The organism is Exiguobacterium sp. s192, assembly GCF_018618795.1.
Lineage (GTDB): Bacteria > Bacillota > Bacilli > Exiguobacteriales > Exiguobacteriaceae > Exiguobacterium_A > Exiguobacterium_A undae.
Genome location: NZ_JACSMS010000001.1, coordinates 410,229 through 428,492 on the forward strand (window position 1 = coordinate 410,229; position 18,264 = coordinate 428,492).

The window sequence follows — 18,264 nt, forward strand, 5'->3', positions numbered from 1 at the left end:
TTTTTTTTGCCGATTCATGGACATTTGACGTCAGAACATCCATAATTAGATTTGAATGAAAAAACGGATAGAAGTGAGAGGGGATTTGTGCATGTCACAAACAAAACAGACGTTTTCGACCGAACTCGGTGGACGTCCTTTAACAATTGAAATCGGTCAACTGGCTAAACAAGCAAACGGAGCAGCGTTGATCCGCTACGGTGAAACGGCAGTTCTGGCGACAGTTGTTGCATCTAAACAACCAAAAGACTTGGATTTCTTCCCATTAACAGTGAACTATGAAGAAAAATTATATGCCGCCGGTAAAATTCCGGGTGGCTTTCTAAAACGTGAAGGACGTCCAGGCGAAAATGCGATTTTGACATCACGCTTGATTGACCGTCCGATCCGTCCGTTATTCCCAGACGGATTCCGTCATGACATTCAAGTCGCGACGACGGTATTATCGTCAGATGAAGATAACTCACCAGAAGTCGCAGCGATGATCGGGGCATCGATTGCCTTGTCGATCTCAGACATTCCGTTTGATGGTCCGATTGCTGGTGTAACAATTGGTCGTGTTGACGGTGAATTCATCATCAATCCGACATTGGCTCAGGCGGATGCGAGTGATATCGACTTGCAAGTCGCTGGAACAAAACACGCGGTCAACATGGTTGAAGCGGGCGCGAAAGAAGTATCAGAAGAAGCGATGCTGGAAGCGATTCTCCTCGGGCATGATGTCATCAAGACATTGATTGCCTTCCAAGAAGAAATCGTCGCAGCAGTCGGAAAAGAAAAATTCGAGTACACGGTCTCTTCGTTTGACGAGACACTTGTCTCACGTCTGAAAGCTGATGCATTGGCGGAAGTGACGACGGCCGTTCAAGTCGAAGAAAAACAAGCACGTGATATCGCAATCAACGAAGTGATTTCAAAATACATCGATCAGTACGCAGCAGATGAGTCCATTTCGGAAGCACAACTGTCTGAAGTTTCGGGTGTCTTGAATAAATTCGTCAAAGCTGAAGTCCGTCGTTTAATCACAGACGATAAAGTCCGTCCGGATGGTCGTGGTCTTGCTGAGATTCGTCCACTTGATTCAGAAATCGGTCTCTTGCCGCGTGCCCACGGTTCAGGTCTCTTCACTCGTGGTCAAACACAAGTCTTGTCTGTTGCGACACTTGGTGTTGCAGGGGATGCTCAAATCATCGATGGTCTCGGATTAAAAGCGGAAAAACGTTTCATGCACCATTATAATTTCCCGCCGTTTTCTGTTGGGGAAGCACGTCCGATGCGTGCACCGGGTCGTCGTGAAATTGGTCACGGAGCACTCGGTGAACGTGCCTTGTTACCGGTTCTTCCTTCGGAAACGGATTTCCCGTACACGATTCGTCTTGTGTCAGAAGTTCTTGAATCAAACGGTTCATCTTCACAGGCGTCAATTTGTGGATCAATCCTTGCGATGATGGATGCCGGTGTGCCGCTTAAAGCACCAGTTGCCGGGATTGCAATGGGCTTGATCAAAGAAGGCGAAAACTATTCGATTTTGACAGACATTCAAGGGATGGAAGATCATCTCGGTGACATGGACTTCAAAGTTGCAGGAACAAAAGACGGCGTTACGGCGCTTCAAATGGATATGAAAATTGGCGGCATCACACGTCAAATCCTAGAAGAAGCACTTGAACAAGCACGTCTTGGCCGTCTGCATATTCTGGAACACATGAACTCCGTCATCGCAGAACCACGGACTGAACTGTCGAAATATGCGCCGAAAATCGTCACGCTGAAAATCAATCCGGATAAAATCCGTGATGTGATTGGACCCGGCGGTAAAGTCATTAACGGCATCATCGATGAGACTGGTGTTAAGATTGACATCGATCAAGACGGAACCGTCTTCATCGCGTCAACGGATCAAGACGGCATCAACCGTGCCCGTCAATTGATCGAAGACATCGTCCGTGAAGTCGTAATCGGCGAAGAGTTTGACGGAACGGTTCGTCGGATTGAGAAATTCGGTGCGTTCGTTGAACTGTTTAAAGGAAAAGATGCCCTCGTGCATATTTCAGAACTTGCGCTTGAGCGTGTCGGTCAAACAGAAGACGTCGTCAAATTAGGTGACAAGTTGAAAGTGCGTGTCACGGAAGTTGACGATAAAGGACGTGTCAACGCGTCACATAAAGTCCTCCTTGTTGAAGGCATGACTCCGGAAGATCGCGCATCTTACGAAGAAAAGAAAAAAACAGAGCGTGAAAACCGCCCGCCGCGTCGGGATACTGGATCTCGCCCACCACGTGACGGACAACGTCCACCACGTCGTAACTAATGAAAACAAGGTGGCTCAACGGTGCGAAAACGTGCATCGAGAGCCACCTTGTTTCATATTTGAAGGAGGAGCAAGTCATGATTGAACAGATTACATTAGCAAACGGTGTCCGGATTGTCAGTGAACGGATGTCGAATACCCGCAGTGTCGCCACCGGTATTTTCATTAAGGCCGGCTCACGTACGGAAACGATGGAAGAACACGGGATCAGTCATTTGATTGAACACATGATGTTTAAAGGGACCGCACAGCAATCCGCGAAAGAAATCGCCGTTTATTTTGACCGGCTTGGTGGTAATATTAATGCATTCACGAGTAAGGATCAGACGTGTTATTACGTCAAGACACTAGATGAACATGCGCTGGCTGCGTTTGACGTTCTGACGGATATGTTCTTGGACTCAAAGTTTGAAGAAGAGGAACTGGAAAAAGAAAAACGTGTCGTCATCGAAGAAATCAAGATGTATGAAGATACACCGGACGATCTCGTTCACGAACTGCTGGCGATTGCGGCATATGGCGACGATGTCATGGCACGTCCCATCCTCGGTACGGAAGAGAGTGTCTTGAAAATCAATCGTCAGATGATCATGGAGTATGTCAAGGAAGCGTATGCTCCGGATCAAATCGTCATCTCACTGGCGGGACATGTGACGGATGAACTGATTGCTCAGGTCAAAAACCGCTTCAGCATCATCGAACCGAGTCAAACGACCCGCCACATCCAAGCACCCGTTCTCAAAAGCGATACCGTGCGGAAGGAAAAAGACACGGAGCAAGTGCATGTGTGTTACAACTTCCCATCCATCGCGTCGGCCGATGACCGTCTACCGACGTTGGCTTTGTTAAACAACGCTTTCGGAGCGACGATGTCCAGTCGTCTGTTCCAATCGATTCGCGAAGACCGCGGTCTTGCGTACTCTGTCTTCTCGTATTACACGACGTTTGACGATCATGGGACGTTTACGATTTATGTCGGGACATCTAAAGAAACCTTGGAAGAGGTCGAAACCGTCTTAGCAGCTGAAATCACGACGTTATTGGCCGATGGTCTGACAACAAAAGAAATCGAGGACGGCATCGAGCAGTTAAAAGGATCGCTCATCCTTGGAAATGAGAGTACATCAAGCCATATGAACCGAAATGCGCGAAATGAACTTCATTTAGGGACACATCCGACATTAGAGGAAGTCCTGGCGGAAGTGGAACAGATTACAGCAACGGACATTCGGGAAATGATCACACATATCTTCAGCCAACCACCTGCAAAAGCGTACATCTTGCCGGAAATCGAAGGATGAGACCTTGAAACAGAGCGGAGCTTCCCCTACACTGAGATAGCATGTAATTGAAAAACAAGATGTTGAGAAAGAAGGAATACCCTTGAACTTAGCTGAATTAATCGGAGTCATTCAGACTCAAAAAATTGAACGTATGGTAGATGCGCACGTGGTCTCCTTAACAACAGATTCACGAGATGTGAAGCCAGGGACGTTATTTGTCGCCATTAAAGGATATACAGTGGATGGACACGATTATGCCCAACAAGCCGAGGCACAGGGGGCCGTTGCGATTGTCTCAGAACGTCTGCTCGACGTGACGATTCCTGTTATTCTTGTACGGAGTACGACACGAGCCATGGCAGAACTGGCTGGTAAGTTTTATGACTATCCTTCTGAAAAGATGCGGATGATCGGCATCACGGGCACGAACGGTAAGACGACGACGACGACGATTGTGCGTGACGTTTTGGCCCAGTTGGGACGAAAAACGGGAATCATCGGAACAGTTGAAGTGAAGATTGGTGACCGGGTCGTTCCGAGTCGGAATACGACACCGCAAAGTTCCGAACTCCAAGCCTTTTTCCATCAGATGCAACAAGAAGGTGTCGAAGATGTCATCATGGAAGTCTCTTCCCATGGATTAGAGCTCGGCCGGGTGACCGGTACGGACTTTGATGTCGCCGGGTTTACGAACCTGACACACGATCACCTCGATTTCCATAAGACATTTGAAAATTACGCCCGTGCTAAAGGGTTGTTATTTGCCCAACTCGGACAACGGTTATCTGATCAAAAGGTTGCCGTCTTGAATGCGGATGATGAAACAAGTGCCATGTTCGAGATGATGACCGGTGCTCGTGTCTTGACTTACGGGATTGATCAACCAGCCGACTTGCAAGCGAAAAATATTACGCAGACCCTGCAAGAAACGACATTTACGATGGTGTACCAAGAACAGGCGATTGAATTGACCGTTCAATTCATCGGTCGATTTAATGTCTACAATTTATTGCTTGCGACAGGAATCTTGTTATCGATCGGTTACAGTTTGACTGAGATTTCGAATGCGATCACTCAGATTCAACCTGCTAAGGGACGGATGCAACGTTTACCGATCGAAGGGTACAATATTTATGTCGATTATGCGCATACGCCGGACGGAATTGAGCAGTGTCTCAAAGCATTAGTCGATGTGCCAAAAGAAAACATCATCTTTTTAATCGGGACAGGTGGAAACCGGGACGTGACCAAACGTCCGATGATGGGACAACTCGCGTCGACGTATGCGGGAACCGTCGTCATCACGACGGATGATCCGCGTTTTGAATCCTACGAATCGATTACGAGCGGTATCGCTTCCGGCATGTTACACGATCAGTTTGTTGAAATTGGAGATCGGGAGGAAGCAGTTCGTTATGCAGCCAGTCTGGCCCGTCCGGACAACATCGTGATCTTGGCAGGAAAAGGGCATGAAAAATATCAAATCATTGGGGATGAAAAAACGCCCCTCGACGAAGAACAACTCGTCAAAGAGATGATACGCCAATTGGAGGAAAAGAAGTGACTTACCAACAACTAGAATTAGAGCAGACACAATTTGAAGCCTTTGTTAAAACACATCCTAAAGGGGATTTGTTACAATTGCCGGCCTGGGGGTCCGTGAAAGCGGCAACCGGTTGGACACATGAACGGATTGCCGTCGGTACGGCGGACGGACAACCGGTTGGGGTAGCCCTCCTGTTGTTTAAACAAGTTCCGAAACTGCCTTTTACGTTATGTTATGCTCCGCGTGGTTTCGTCGTCGACTACAGTGATCAAGCGGCTGTTGCCGCTTTACGGGATGCAGCAATCGAGGTCGCGAAAAAACGAAAAGCGATCGCCATTAAACTTGATCCGAACGTCGATCGAACAGAGTATCCGAACTTGTTACAAGAGATGCAGACGCTTGGCTTTAAACATAACGGATTTGGCGGTGGTTTTGATTATGCGCAACCCCGCTTTACGATGGAAACGAGCCTTGAAGGAACGGAACAAGAAATTTTTGACCGATTCCATTCGAAGTTCCGTTACAATGTCCGGTTGGCTGAACGAAAAGGGATCGTCTGTTATGAAGCGTCACGGGCGGAACTCAAGACGTTCGCTAAACTGATGGTCGAAACAGGTGAGCGTGACGGGTTTTCCATTCGCGGATTGGATTATTTCGAGAATCTATACGATCACTTGCATCCAACAGGAGACGCAGCGTTGTTCCTGACAAAGCTCGATGTCGTCCGAGCACTTGAAAATACAGAAGCAGCCTTACTCCAAGCGGATAAGGAGCTAACGAAAATTCATCGTCAACTCGAGAAAGAGACGGTTGAGAAAAAGCTCAACAGCTTAAACAATCGATTGGAACAGACGACAGCTCAGATGGTCAAAGCAGAAAAATCGAAAACCGAGTTATTGACCATTGCGGCGAAACATCCGGACGGTGTGATTTTATCCGGAGGTCTCTTGACATTGGCCGGTCGACGTTCGTATTACCTTTATGGGGCTTCATCAAATGAATACCGGGAGTTCATGCCGAACCATTTGATGCAGTGGACGATGATGCGTCATGCCAAGGCAAACGGTGCTCTTTCGTACGATTTTGGCGGCGTCAGCGGTTCGACGGATCCGGACGATCATTACGCCGGGTTGTATGCCTTTAAATCGGGTTGGGGCAGTGAGATGATTGAAAAGATTGGTGAATTTGATTACGTCTTGAACAAGCCATTGTATCTCTTGCTAGAAACGGGCTTGCCAATCCTTCAAAAAATTCGGAAGAAGTTACGCCGTTAATGAAACGGGGGACAATCTTCATCTGGATTTTGTTCCTGTTCGTCATGTTTGCCGTAGGTCTGTTTCTTGCTGCATCGACTGATCGGATGCCGAGTATTCTGGTCGATCAGCCGGATTTAGGAATTGACAGTTGTCCACGCGACCAAGCAGGAGAAAATCGTCTCATTAATGACAGTGCCGAAAACTTAAAAAATCTTCATCCTGCAGTTGAGGCGGGAGCAAAAGATTTGATTCGCCTCAGTCATTCCTGTTACAACATCGATATTCGGATTACGCAAGGATATCGGACAAAGAAACAACAGGACGCTTTATTTGACCAAGGACGTTCCCGTGCCGGAGAAATCGTCACCAATGCGCGTGGTGGCGAATCGATGCACAATTACGGTCTTGCTTTTGACTTCGTTCAGATGGTAGATGGGGATATCTCCTATGATCTGGAGTATGACGGAAACAATTCCGGGAAAAGTGACTGGCGGGAAGTCGCGGCAGTCGGGAAGGCACTTGGCTTTGAGTGGGGCGGTGACTGGAAACGATTTGTCGATTATCCGCATTTTGAAATGACGTTTGGGTATTCCCTTGACGATCTTCAAGCGGGTGAACGACCGAGCCGGCAAGAAAAAGCAAACCGGACAGAAGAAATCGAGACGCTTTTGGCGCCATAAACTAACATCGTGTTGCCCTTTGGATAGGCAATACGATGTTTTTTTTTCGTTTTCATGGTCCCTGTTGTTGGCAGAACGGCAAAGTTCGGCTAGAATAGTGATAGTGATAAGTGGACGGCTCACGAAAAGTGAATATAAATAGGAGGTCATGTTGTGTCAAAGAAAAAGACGGAAAAAGTAAGCGTCTTTGCTCTTGGTGGAGCCGGTGAAATCGGTAAGAACATGTACGTCGTCGAACTCGACGAGGACATCTTCGTAATCGATGCCGGATTAATGTTCCCAGGAGACGAGATGCTTGGAATCGACAAAGTCATTCCAGACATCAGTTATTTAAAGGAAAACAAAGAACGGATTCAAGGGATATTCATCACCCATGGTCATGAAGATCATATCGGAGCGCTCAGTTACGTCTTACGGGACTTGAAAGTACCTGTTTACGGGACACGTTTAACACTTGGATTAATTGAAATTAAACTAAAAGAAGCCGGTTTATTGAAAAAGGCAGATCTTCGTCCAATTGATGCCAAGACGAAATTAACCGTAGCGGGACATTTCATTACCTTTTTCCGCGTCAATCATTCGATTCCGGATGCCGTCGGGGTATGTATCCAGACATCGCAAGGCGCAATCGTCCATACAGGAGATTTCAAGTTTGATTATACGCCGGTTGACGGGAAACAAGCGGATTTCGGGAAGATCGCGGCCATCGGTCAGCGTGGTGTCCTTTGTCTGTTGTCTGATTCGACGAATGCCGAACGTCCTGGTATGTCCGGCTCGGAATCAACAGTCGGTTCTGAACTGAACGATGTCATCTACGAAGCACCGGGTCGTGTCATCGTCGCATCGTTTGCGTCAAATGTACACCGGTTGCAACAAGTGTTTGCGGCAGCAGAAGCCAACAATCGGAAAGTAGCAGTAGTTGGTCGCAGCATGGTCAATATCGTAGAAGTGGCGCAACGTTTGAACTACTTACGATTCAAACAAAAAACGTTGGTCGAACTGTCTGATATCAACCGCCTGGATGACAATCAAGTCGTCATCTTGACGACTGGTTCGCAAGGGGAACCGATGGCAGCACTGACACGCATGGCGCGTAATGCCCATAAACAGGTTAACATTCGTTTGAATGATACAGTTGTCGTCGCGGCATCACCGATTCCGGGAAATGAGAAGTCGGTCTCAAAAACGATTGACCTCTTGTTCCGCGCGGGAGCAAACGTCATCTACAATCAACGGAAAGTCCACGTATCCGGTCACGGTCATGCGGAAGACTTGAAATTAATGCTGAACTTGATTAAGCCTAAATTCTTTGTGCCGATCCATGGTGAATTCCGGATGCAAAAAGCACACAGCCGTTTAGCCCAAACGGTAGGTGTCAATGCCAACAATATCTTCATCATCGAAAATGGAGATGTCGTTGAATTTGAAAAACGAAAAGCACGGATGTCACGTAAAGTGAACGCCGGGAATGTCTTGATTGATGGAATCGGTGTCGGAGATGTTGGGAACATCGTCCTTCGTGATCGTCGTCTCTTATCGCAAGATGGTGTCGTCCTCTGTGTCATCACCATCAGTCGGAAAAATAAAACGATTGTTTCGGGGCCGGAAATCATTTCACGTGGATTCGTCTACATGCGGGAATCTGAAGACATGATCAATGAAGCCAATCGAATCGTTGCGAAGCAACTGCAAGGGAAATTGAATGGTGAACTCGATTGGACTGAAATGAAGTCGCTGATTCGTGATAAGCTCAGTTCTTATCTGTATGAACAGACAAAACGCCGTCCAATGATCTTGCCGATCATCATGGAGATTTAACAAGAAGAGCGACTCAGAAAGGCCGATCAATGGTCAGCTGGGTCGCTTTTTTATCAGGAGGTATACACATGGCAACAACAAAAAAGGGACCTGTCCGGAAGGCGCCGGCTCGAAAACGCCCGACCGCGAAAAAACGCCCGCCGGTCAAGAAGCAGCGTCAACCTATCGAGTACCGTACATATGCCGCCATCATCGCGGTCCTTTCGTTGCTCGCATACGTGCTGGCACTTGGGCGGTTTGGCCGGGTCGGCGAAGTACTGGCTCAGTTTGCACAAGATCAAGTCGGACAATTCGGTTCACTTCTTTACGGATTGATGGGAGGAGTCTTGTTACTCGTCTTGTCGAATCAGCCACGTTACGCTAAATGGGCCTGGTCGTTTCTGACTCTCGGAAGCTTGATTTGGATTGATTTAATCCTTGGACAACCACGCGGTGTTGTCAATGCCTGGCTCTATCAACGTTCCTCTTATTATATTTCGAGTTTTGGTGCGTTTATGATCGGTCTGTTTCTGATGGCGAGCGGCATTCATTTACTTCAGCCGTCGTTTTTTAGTGAGTTGCTGTTTGGGATCAAGGAACGCATTCAAGAATTCCGCCAACGGGAACGGAGCGTTTCGCCGAAGCGAGAACGTCCGTTGAAACGGAAGCAAGAGGAAACGAAACCGGAACAAAACGAATCCGTGGCTGAGCAAAAGAAGACACTGAAAAAACAGGCTGTCCGGGAAACGGTACCGGAGGAAGCACCCGTCAACCTCCAGGACGTCCCGATCATCGGTTTTGCCGATCATATCGAACCACAGGCTAAAGAGACACAAGGTCCGTTGACGATGACTGAGACACCGGACGGTTATCAGTTACCGTCGCTGGACTTATTGGCGGAACCCGTGACAAAAGATTTGTCGGGGGAAAACAAACGTCTGAAAGACAATGCGACGAAATTGATCGCCACTTTAAAATCATTCGGAATCGGAGCCAAGGTCTTGAAAATCCATCTTGGTCCGAGTGTCACGAAATATGAGATTGAACCCGACCAAGGCATCAAACTCAGTCGGATCACCGGACTGGCCGACGATTTGGCATTGGCGCTAGCAGCCAAAGATATCCGGATTGAAGCACCGATTCCAGGAAAGGCAGCCGTCGGCATCGAGGTACCGAACCGCGAAGTCGCGATGGTGTCACTGCGAGAAGTGCTGGGGGCGGAAAGCGTTCAGGCTGATCCAGATCGACTGCTCGTCGCTCTTGGTCGAAGCATTTCTGGAGAAACGGTCACAGCAAAGCTCAACAAGATGCCGCACGTGTTAGTAGCCGGTTCAACGGGATCCGGGAAATCCGTTTGTATCAACGGGATGATCGTCTCGATTTTGATGCGGGCACGACCGGATGAAGTCCGTCTGATGATGATTGATCCGAAAATGGTCGAATTGAATGTCTATAACGGCATTCCGCATCTCCTTGCACCGGTCGTGACCGATCCGAAAAAGGCGGCACAAGCCTTAAAACAAGTCGTTTCAGAGATGGAGCGGCGTTATGAAATCTTCAGTCAAAACGGAGCCCGAAACATTGAAGGGTATAACGCGTTAATTGATAAGATGAATGTAGAAGAAAAAGTCCATCAGCGTTTGCCGTACATCGTCGTCATCGTCGATGAGTTGGCCGATTTGATGATGGTCGCGTCGAACGAAGTCGAAGATGCGATCATGCGACTGGCGCAGATGGCCCGGGCAGCCGGTATTCACATGGTCATTGCGACACAGCGTCCAAGTGTTGACATCATCACAGGAGTCATCAAAGCGAACATTCCGTCACGAATTGCCTTCAGTGTGTCGAGCGGAACGGACTCACGGACAATTCTTGATACGAGTGGAGCCGATAAGTTACTCGGACGAGGCGACATGCTGTTACTCGGAAACGGAATGAACAAACCCGTCCGTGTTCAAGGGGCCTTCTTATCGGATGAGGAGGTCGAGGCGATTGTCAATCATGTCATCTCACAACAAAAAGCACAATACGTTGAAGCGATGATTCCAAAGGATGTACCGGAGGGCGAAACGGAAGTTGACGATCCGTTATATGACGAAGTCGTTCAGTTCATTCTGACGCAAGAGACGGCATCGACTTCGATGATCCAACGGAAATATCGGATTGGGTATAATCGCGCTGCCCGGCTGATTGACGCATTGGAAGAAAATGGACTGATTGGTCCGTCTGAAGGGTCAAAACCACGACGGGTCATGGGACGTTGAGTAAAAAAGAGGAGGGAGCCGGCATCGGCTCTGTCCTCTTTTTTTGTTCGAAATCGAAAAAATAAAAACTTAAACCGTTTTCATGAAAATAGTTGTCAGACGTCTGTTGATTTTAGAAAGGATATTTGTCATACTCAGTCATATGAGTTGGCGTACCAGATAACGGTACGTGAGCGACTTTTTCACAAATAGATAATGAAAGCGCTCACATAATAGGAAGAGGAGATGGCTAGAATGAGAAAACAGTATGCGTTCGTATCTGCGATGACAGTCGCAACAGTTGGTTTGGCAGCATGTGGAGGATCGGAAGAAAACAGTTCGAGTAAAAAAGATCAGTTCTCTGTGGCGATGGTTGCCGATAAAGGCGGAATCGACGACAAATCGTTTAACCAGTCGGCATGGGAAGGGCTGCAAGCGTACGGTCAAGAACATCAGCTTAAACAGAACGACGGCTATTCATATCTTCAGTCAAAATCACAGCAAGACTATCAACCTAACTTGTCACGCCTCGCACGTGGTGGCGAAAGTCTGGTCTTTGGAATCGGGAATACATTTAATGAAGACATTGAAACGGTAGCCAAACAATTTAAAGAGACACAATTCGCTATCGTCGATAACGTCGTCCCGGGCGATAACGTTACATCGATTACATTTAAAGAAAATGAAGGCGCCTACTTGGCCGGAATCGTTGCCGCAATGGAAACGAAAACAGACCATATCGGTTTTGTCGGCGGAATGAAGATGGACGTCATCGAACGGTTCCGTGCCGGATTTGAAGCTGGGGCAAAATCGGTAAATCCAAAAATCAAAGTGGACGTTCAATATGCAGAAGACTTTGCTGCACCGGAAAAAGGACAAGCAATCGCGGCCGGCATGTACGGAAAAGGCGCGGATATCATTTTCCCGGCAGCCGGCGGTACAGGAAACGGTGTCTTTACAGAAGCGAAGAACCGCAAGAAAAATGGAGAAGCGGTTTCAGTTATCGGTGTGGACCGCGATCAAAAAGAAGAAGGGATGCCAGAAGACGTAACATTGACATCTGTCATCAAGCGCGTTGATCGTGCCGTTCAAGATACAGCCAACGCAGCAAAAGACGGCAAACTGAAAGGCGGCGAAACGATTCGTTACGGATTAAAAGAGCAAGGTGTTGACTTAGTGGAATCGGACAAGCTGTCGAAAAAAACGCTAGACAAGGTGGAGCAAGCAAAAGAAGCAGTCATTGAAGAAAAAACAGTGGTCCCTGAACAATAAGAGACGGGAGGAGAACGGGTATTCTTAGGTAGAATGCCCTATTTTCTTCCAATCTTATTTACGTTATGAAAAGGGTTACAAAAGCGCCAGAAGTCAGACTTCTAACCTGTTACAAAATGATTGCAGGATTGTGTCCGGCATCATATACTTATCTTGGCTGGAGTTCTCATACGTCAGAAGTCTGAGCACTGGTTACAACTAGATAGAGGATGGAGATGCGTCATGTCGATTAAATTAGATCATCGTTTGCTTTATTTACGTGTGATTGAAAAAATCAAGTCCGACATCGATGACGGCGTTTACAAGGAAGGCGAGAAACTACCTTCAGAGTTTGAACTTTCAAAGCAACTTGGCGTTAGTCGAGCGACTCTTCGAGAGGCTTTACGAATTCTTGAAGATGAGAACATCGTCATCCGTAAACACGGTGTCGGTACGTTTATCAATGCAAGACCACCATTTACTTCCGGAATCGAAGAACTCTACAGTGTCACGGAGATGATTGCGCGTGCTGGTATGATTCCGACATCCGAAGTGTTGTCATCAGAAATGGTGCAACCAACCGAACGGGACCGGGAGCGTTTTCAACTGGGTCCGGATGAACTGGTTTATCGAATCGAACGAATCCGCTTTGCGGGAGATGTTCCTGTCGTCTATTGTGTCGATAAGATTCCAAGCCATTATATTAAAAATGAAGAACAGTTTACGTCTTCGACGTCACTGTTTGACGCACTAGAAAAAGAATTAGGACGCCGTGTCACCCATGCGGTCACGCATATCGAGCCGCGGATCGATCCGAAAATCGCTGAACAACTACATACGGACCAACCGCTACTCGTATTGCGGCAAACGCATTATGATGAACTCGATCGATCCGTTCTTTATTCAGCGAACTATTTCCGTGCGGATAAGTTCGATTTCCACGTCATCCGTAAGCGTGTCTAACCACTCGTTTTAGGAGCTCTACTGAAAGCGCTTTCCGCCTACCTACGTAACGCTCCTCATCACCAGCCTCAGGTGCTTGACGTAGTCAGGAACTTTGTATGACCATATTCGAAAGGGGATTATTTCAGATGAAAAAGAAGTCACTTCTCGCACTAGCAGCAACAGGTTTAGCAATGAGTTCGGTACTCGCAGCATGTGGCGGTAACGACGAGTCAAAGGATTCAGGCAGCGGTAACGAAAAAGAAGGCTTCAAAGTAGGTATGGTTACAGATACAGGCGGTGTAGACGATAAATCGTTTAACCAATCAGCGTGGGAAGGGATTCAAAAATTCGGTAAAGACAACGACTTAAAAGAAGGTACAGGCTACAAGTATCTTCAGTCGGCTAAACAATCGGATTACCAACCGAACCTTCAGCAATTGGCACGTGCGAAATACGATTTGATCCTCGGAATCGGATTCCTGATGGCTGAAGACATCGGAAAAGTAGCGGATCAGTTCAAGGACAACAACTTTGCACTCGTTGACATGGTCGTCGACAAACCAAACGTCGCGTCAATCGTCTTCAAAGAAAACGAAGGATCATTCCTCGTTGGTGTTGTTGCCGGTCTGACGACAAAATCAGATAAAGTCGGTTTCGTCGGTGGCGTTAACTCTGACTTGATCAAAAAGTTCGAAAATGGATTCAAAGCCGGCGTCAAAGCCGTTAATCCGGATGCTGACATCGAAGTTCAATACGCAGAAGATTTCAACGCTGCTGAAAAAGGACAAGCAATCGCATCAGGTATGTACGGTAAAAAAGTTGACGTCATCTACCACGCTGCTGGCGGAACAGGACAAGGTGTCTTCACAGAAGCGAAAAACCGTAAGAAAAACGGTGAAGATGTTTGGGTAATCGGTGTTGACCGTGACCAAGTCGAAGAAGGTATGCCGGAGAACGTCACGTTGACGTCAATGGTTAAACGTGTTGATACAGCTGTTGAGCAAGTATCAAAAGATACGAAGGACGGCAACTTCCCAGCAGGTGAAGTCGTAGAATTCGGATTGAAAGACGGCGGTGTTGATATCGCACCTTCACAAGACAACATCAAAGAAGATGTCTTGACAAAAGTAGAAGACTACAAAAAACAAATCATCGATGGCAAAATCACAGTTCCTGGAACTGACGATGAGTTTAAAGAATACGAAGCAACACTTAAATAAACTGGAAGCGGGGGTCGCTAGTACTGCGGCCTCCCCTTTTAAACTAAACATGGGAGTGGATTTTCTTGGAATACGTCATTGAGATGCTAAACATACGAAAAGAGTTTGGCAGTTTCGTCGCAAATGATAACATCACGCTCCAGCTTCGGAAAGGTGAGATTCACGCTTTACTTGGTGAAAACGGTGCCGGAAAATCGACGCTGATGAACGTCTTATTTGGTTTGTATCAGCCTGAGGCTGGAGAAATTCGTGTACGTGGCGAGAAAGCAAACATTACGAGTCCAAACGTCGCGAATGATCTTGGGATCGGGATGGTGCATCAACATTTCATGCTCGTTCAAAATTTCACGGTCACAGAAAATATCATCTTAGGTGCAGAGCCGAAAGCGGGGCTCAAAATTGATCGGGCGACGGCGCGGGAAAAAGTGCGTCAAATCTCAGAACAATATGGTTTGGCAGTTGATCCGGATGCGAAGATCGAAGACATTTCGGTTGGGATGCAACAGCGTGTCGAAATTTTAAAGACCCTTTACCGTGGCGCTGATATTCTAATCTTTGATGAGCCGTCAGCTGTTTTAACACCACAAGAAATCAAAGAATTGATTCAAATCATGAATCGACTGATTGCGGAAGGGAAATCGATCATCTTGATTACCCACAAGCTGAAGGAAATCATGGAAGTCGCTGATCGTTGTACAACGATTCGCCGCGGAAAGTATATCGGCACTGTCGACATCGATGAAACGATGACCCAATCAAGATTAGCTGAAATGATGGTAGGGCGTGAAGTAAACTTTAATGCGGAGTATTCCAAGGCAAATCCACAAGAACTGGTACTGGATATTAAAGATTTAGTCGTCAAAGACAGTCGGGGCATCAAAGCCGTTGACGGATTGAACCTGGATATCCGCGCAGGAGAAATCGTTGGGATCGCCGGGATTGATGGAAATGGACAAACGGAATTGATTGAGGCGATTACCGGTCTTCGTAAAGCGGACAGTGGTGAAATCTTCCTCAACAACAAGTCGATTAAAAACTTGAAACCACGGAAAGTGACAGAGTCAGGTGTCGGTCACATCCCGCAAGACCGTCATAAGCATGGTCTTGTCCTTGACTATTCAATCGGTCATAACATGGTGTTACAAACGTATTATCAAAAACCATATTCGAAAGCCGGTATCATGAACTATGGTCAAGTCATGGAGAAAGCAAAAACCTTAATCGAGAAGTTCGACGTCCGAACTCCAAGTCCGGAAACGTTTGCCCGCGCTTTATCAGGCGGGAATCAGCAGAAGGCGATCATTGCACGGGAAGTGGATCGTTCACCAGATCTGTTGATTGCGGCGCAACCGACACGTGGACTTGATGTCGGGGCGATTGAGTTCATCCATGAACAGCTTGTATTGGAACGTGAAAAAGGGCGCGCAGTCTTATTGATTTCGTTTGAGTTGGAAGAAATTCTTCAAGTGTCGGACCGAATTGCTGTTCTTTACGAAGGACGGACCGTTGCTTTCCTCGATCCAAAGGAAACGAATGAGATTGAACTCGGCTTCCTGATGGCTGGCGGTAAGAAAGAGGAGGTTGGTCGTTCATGAAATTAGAACGTTTTTACGGGATATTAATTCCGATTCTTTCCATCATTTTAGGGATGGTCGTCGGTGCGATCGTCATGCTTGTTGGAGGATATGATCCGATTGCCGGATTTGATCAATTGTTTTATGGGATTTTTGGTGAGCCATACAGTATCGGGGAAACGTTACGTGCTGCTGCTCCGTTGATTTTTGCCGGTCTTGCGGTAGCCTTTGCCTTCCGGACCGGATTATTCAACATCGGAGTTGAAGGACAAGTACTTGTCGGCTGGATGGTTGCCGTCTGGATCGGGATTGAGTTTGATTTGCCGACAGCAATCCACTTACCGCTTGCATTGATTGGTGCGGGACTTGCCGGTGCACTCTGGGCCTCGATTCCGGGGATTTTAAAAGCGCGTTTTCATGTGCATGAAGTCATTACATCGATCATGATGAACTACATCGCACTTTATGTGACGAATGATATTCTCCGGAATGTCATCGGTATTGAAAATGAACGGACGGAATCCGTCAAAGAAACGGCTTCGCTCGCTTCACCGTTCTTACAAGAATTAACAGACTTCTCTCGTCTGCATAACGGAATTTTCATCGCCGTTCTAGCCGCACTCGTCTTTTGGTTCATTCTTTGGAAGACGACACTTGGTTACGAGTTACGAGCTGTCGGCTTCAATAAGAGTGCTGCCGAGTATGCCGGTATGGGTGTCAACAAGAACATCGTTCTGTCGTTCGTCATCTCGGGTGTATTTGCAGGACTTGCCGGAGCAATGGAAGGATTAGGAACGTTCCAGAACATGACGTTGAACGCATCGTTTACCGGTGTCGGATTCGATGGGATCGCCGTTGCCTTACTCGGAGCAAACAATCCGATCGGAGTCGTTCTGGCTGCCTTACTGTTTGCGGGTCTCAATATCGGTGGTCTCTCGATGCAACAAATTGGAATACCGCCTGAATTAATCAAAATCATCATTGCGTTCATCATTATCTTCGTAGCTTCTGGTTACGCAATTCGTCTCTTGATCGAGAAGTTTACGGTCAAAAAGACAGAAACCAAAAAAGTGAAAGGAGCCGATAAATAATGGGCTTTCTAGAAGTACTTTATATTATCGTACCAATTGCACTTGCCTATTCGGCTCCGTTGATCATTGCAGCACTCGGTGGGATCTTCAGTGAACGTTCAGGTGTCGTCAACATCGCGCTTGAAGGATTGATGGTCATGGGTGCATTCTCCGGAATCGTTTCTGCCCTGACGTTGTCAAAAATGGGACTGGGTGCGGCAAGTCCATGGCTTGCGATGCTGATTGCAATCGTCGTCGGCGCCGTCTTCTCACTGTTCCTCGCGATTCCAGCGATTTTATTCCGGGCCGACCAAACGGTTCTTGGAGTAGCAATCAACATGTTGGCAGTAGGTCTTGCGATTTTCCTTGTCCGCGCCTTGTATGACAAAGGTCAGACGGATTCGATTCCGAACCGGATTTCAAAGGAAAACGTACCGTTCCTCTCCGATATCCCAGTCCTCAAAATGTTTTTTGCAAACGTCTATTACACATCGTACATTGCGATTGCTTTAGCGTTTGTCGCCTGGTATGTCATCTTTAAAACGCCGTTTGGTCTCCGTCTTCGGTCAGTCGGGGAGCACCCGATGGCTGCGGATACGATGGGAATCAATGTCACGAAAATGCGTTTCATCGGTGTCATGATCTCTGGTGGTTTCGGTGGTCTTGCCGGTGCAGTCTATGCGACATCAATTTCCTTGAACTTCAGTGTCACGACGATTCTCGGACAAGGGTTCTTGGCGATTGCGGCGATGATTTTCGGGAAATGGAATCCACTCGGAGCGATGGGCGCAGCCTTGTTCTTCGGATTCGCTCAAGCGATTTCCATCATCGGGCAACAATTGCCGCTCCTCGATCAGATTCCACAGGTCTACTTGCTGATTGCGCCGTACCTGTTGACGATTCTGGCGCTTGCCGGTGTTGTCGGTCGTGCCGATGCGCCAAAAGCAGTTGGTGTGCCGTATATCAAAGGAAAACGTTAACAATCATTTACAGGACATCGCTCGGCGGCAAGGAAACTTGTCACCGGGTGATGTTTTTTTTATGGATCACAAAAAAAGGCAACACCTGGTGAGGTGTTGCCTGATTAT

The 18,264-nt window shown here is 47.3% G+C and carries 13 protein-coding genes; all 13 read left to right on the plus strand.

The genetic code is table 11. The features are described 5' to 3' along the window. The first annotated feature begins 91 nt into the window (after window positions 1–91). The gene (gene pnp / locus KNP87_RS02030) at window positions 92–2,311 is read left to right on the plus strand and encodes a polyribonucleotide nucleotidyltransferase (protein WP_028106036.1); all 2,220 of its coding nucleotides are present in this window, start codon (window positions 92–94) and stop codon (window positions 2,309–2,311) included. A 77-nt stretch (window positions 2,312–2,388) separates the two neighbouring features. After that, on the plus strand, window positions 2,389–3,612 hold the full coding sequence (locus KNP87_RS02035) for a M16 family metallopeptidase (protein ID WP_214720658.1): 1,224 nt from the start codon (window positions 2,389–2,391) through the stop codon (window positions 3,610–3,612). An 82-nt stretch (window positions 3,613–3,694) separates the two neighbouring features. Beyond that, entirely contained in the window at window positions 3,695–5,158 is a 1,464-nt protein-coding gene (locus KNP87_RS02040) for a UDP-N-acetylmuramoyl-L-alanyl-D-glutamate--2,6-diaminopimelate ligase (RefSeq protein ID WP_028106038.1), read from the plus strand. Continuing rightward, window positions 5,155–6,414: a lipid II:glycine glycyltransferase FemX gene (locus tag KNP87_RS02045; protein ID WP_214720659.1), complete on the plus strand. Its 1,260-nt coding sequence runs from the start codon at window positions 5,155–5,157 to the stop codon at window positions 6,412–6,414. The genes KNP87_RS02040 and KNP87_RS02045 overlap by 4 nt, the downstream gene beginning before the upstream one ends. After that, window positions 6,414–7,076, plus strand: coding sequence for a M15 family metallopeptidase (locus KNP87_RS02050; protein WP_214720660.1), 663 nt, complete (start codon window positions 6,414–6,416; stop codon window positions 7,074–7,076). The genes KNP87_RS02045 and KNP87_RS02050 overlap by 1 nt, the downstream gene beginning before the upstream one ends. A gap of 153 nt (window positions 7,077–7,229) precedes the next feature. Further along, entirely contained in the window at window positions 7,230–8,894 is a 1,665-nt protein-coding gene (locus KNP87_RS02055; protein WP_026832676.1) for a ribonuclease J, read from the plus strand. Between the two features lie 68 nt (window positions 8,895–8,962). After that, complete coding sequence (locus tag KNP87_RS02060) at window positions 8,963–11,137, plus strand: DNA translocase FtsK (protein ID WP_214720661.1); 2,175 nt, start codon at window positions 8,963–8,965, stop codon at window positions 11,135–11,137. A gap of 234 nt (window positions 11,138–11,371) precedes the next feature. Continuing rightward, window positions 11,372–12,388 carry a BMP family lipoprotein gene (locus KNP87_RS02065; RefSeq protein ID WP_214720662.1) on the plus strand — a complete coding sequence of 339 codons (1,017 nt, stop codon included), beginning with the start codon at window positions 11,372–11,374 and terminating at the stop codon, window positions 12,386–12,388. A 222-nt stretch (window positions 12,389–12,610) separates the two neighbouring features. After that, window positions 12,611–13,330, plus strand: a complete 720-nt coding sequence (locus KNP87_RS02070) for a GntR family transcriptional regulator (protein ID WP_026832679.1) — start codon at window positions 12,611–12,613, stop codon at window positions 13,328–13,330. A 128-nt stretch (window positions 13,331–13,458) separates the two neighbouring features. Continuing rightward, window positions 13,459–14,532 (plus strand): BMP family lipoprotein, encoded by a 1,074-nt coding sequence (locus KNP87_RS02075; protein ID WP_026832680.1) that lies wholly within the window; start codon window positions 13,459–13,461, stop codon window positions 14,530–14,532. Window positions 14,533–14,597: 65 nt separating this feature from the next. Continuing rightward, window positions 14,598–16,127, plus strand: coding sequence for an ABC transporter ATP-binding protein (locus tag KNP87_RS02080; RefSeq protein ID WP_026832681.1), 1,530 nt, complete (start codon window positions 14,598–14,600; stop codon window positions 16,125–16,127). After that, window positions 16,124–17,197 (plus strand): ABC transporter permease, encoded by a 1,074-nt coding sequence (locus KNP87_RS02085; RefSeq protein WP_026832682.1) that lies wholly within the window; start codon window positions 16,124–16,126, stop codon window positions 17,195–17,197. Before KNP87_RS02080 ends, KNP87_RS02085 begins: the two co-directional genes overlap by 4 nt. Then, window positions 17,197–18,156, plus strand: coding sequence for an ABC transporter permease (locus tag KNP87_RS02090; RefSeq protein ID WP_026832683.1), 960 nt, complete (start codon window positions 17,197–17,199; stop codon window positions 18,154–18,156). Before KNP87_RS02085 ends, KNP87_RS02090 begins: the two co-directional genes overlap by 1 nt. Window positions 18,157–18,264: the final 108 nt, after the last annotated feature.

Coding starts and splice junctions, on each gene's coding strand:
- KNP87_RS02060 (WP_214720661.1), top strand. CDS start 8,963: ATGGCAACAACAAAAAAGGGACCTGTCCGGAAGGCGCCGGCTCGAAAA.
- KNP87_RS02090 (WP_026832683.1), top strand. CDS start 17,197: ATGGGCTTTCTAGAAGTACTTTATATTATCGTACCAATTGCACTTGCC.
- KNP87_RS02065 (WP_214720662.1), top strand. CDS start 11,372: ATGAGAAAACAGTATGCGTTCGTATCTGCGATGACAGTCGCAACAGTT.
- KNP87_RS02075 (WP_026832680.1), top strand. CDS start 13,459: ATGAAAAAGAAGTCACTTCTCGCACTAGCAGCAACAGGTTTAGCAATG.
- KNP87_RS02050 (WP_214720660.1), top strand. CDS start 6,414: ATGAAACGGGGGACAATCTTCATCTGGATTTTGTTCCTGTTCGTCATG.
- pnp (WP_028106036.1), top strand. CDS start 92: ATGTCACAAACAAAACAGACGTTTTCGACCGAACTCGGTGGACGTCCT.
- KNP87_RS02035 (WP_214720658.1), top strand. CDS start 2,389: ATGATTGAACAGATTACATTAGCAAACGGTGTCCGGATTGTCAGTGAA.
- KNP87_RS02070 (WP_026832679.1), top strand. CDS start 12,611: ATGTCGATTAAATTAGATCATCGTTTGCTTTATTTACGTGTGATTGAA.
- KNP87_RS02085 (WP_026832682.1), top strand. CDS start 16,124: ATGAAATTAGAACGTTTTTACGGGATATTAATTCCGATTCTTTCCATC.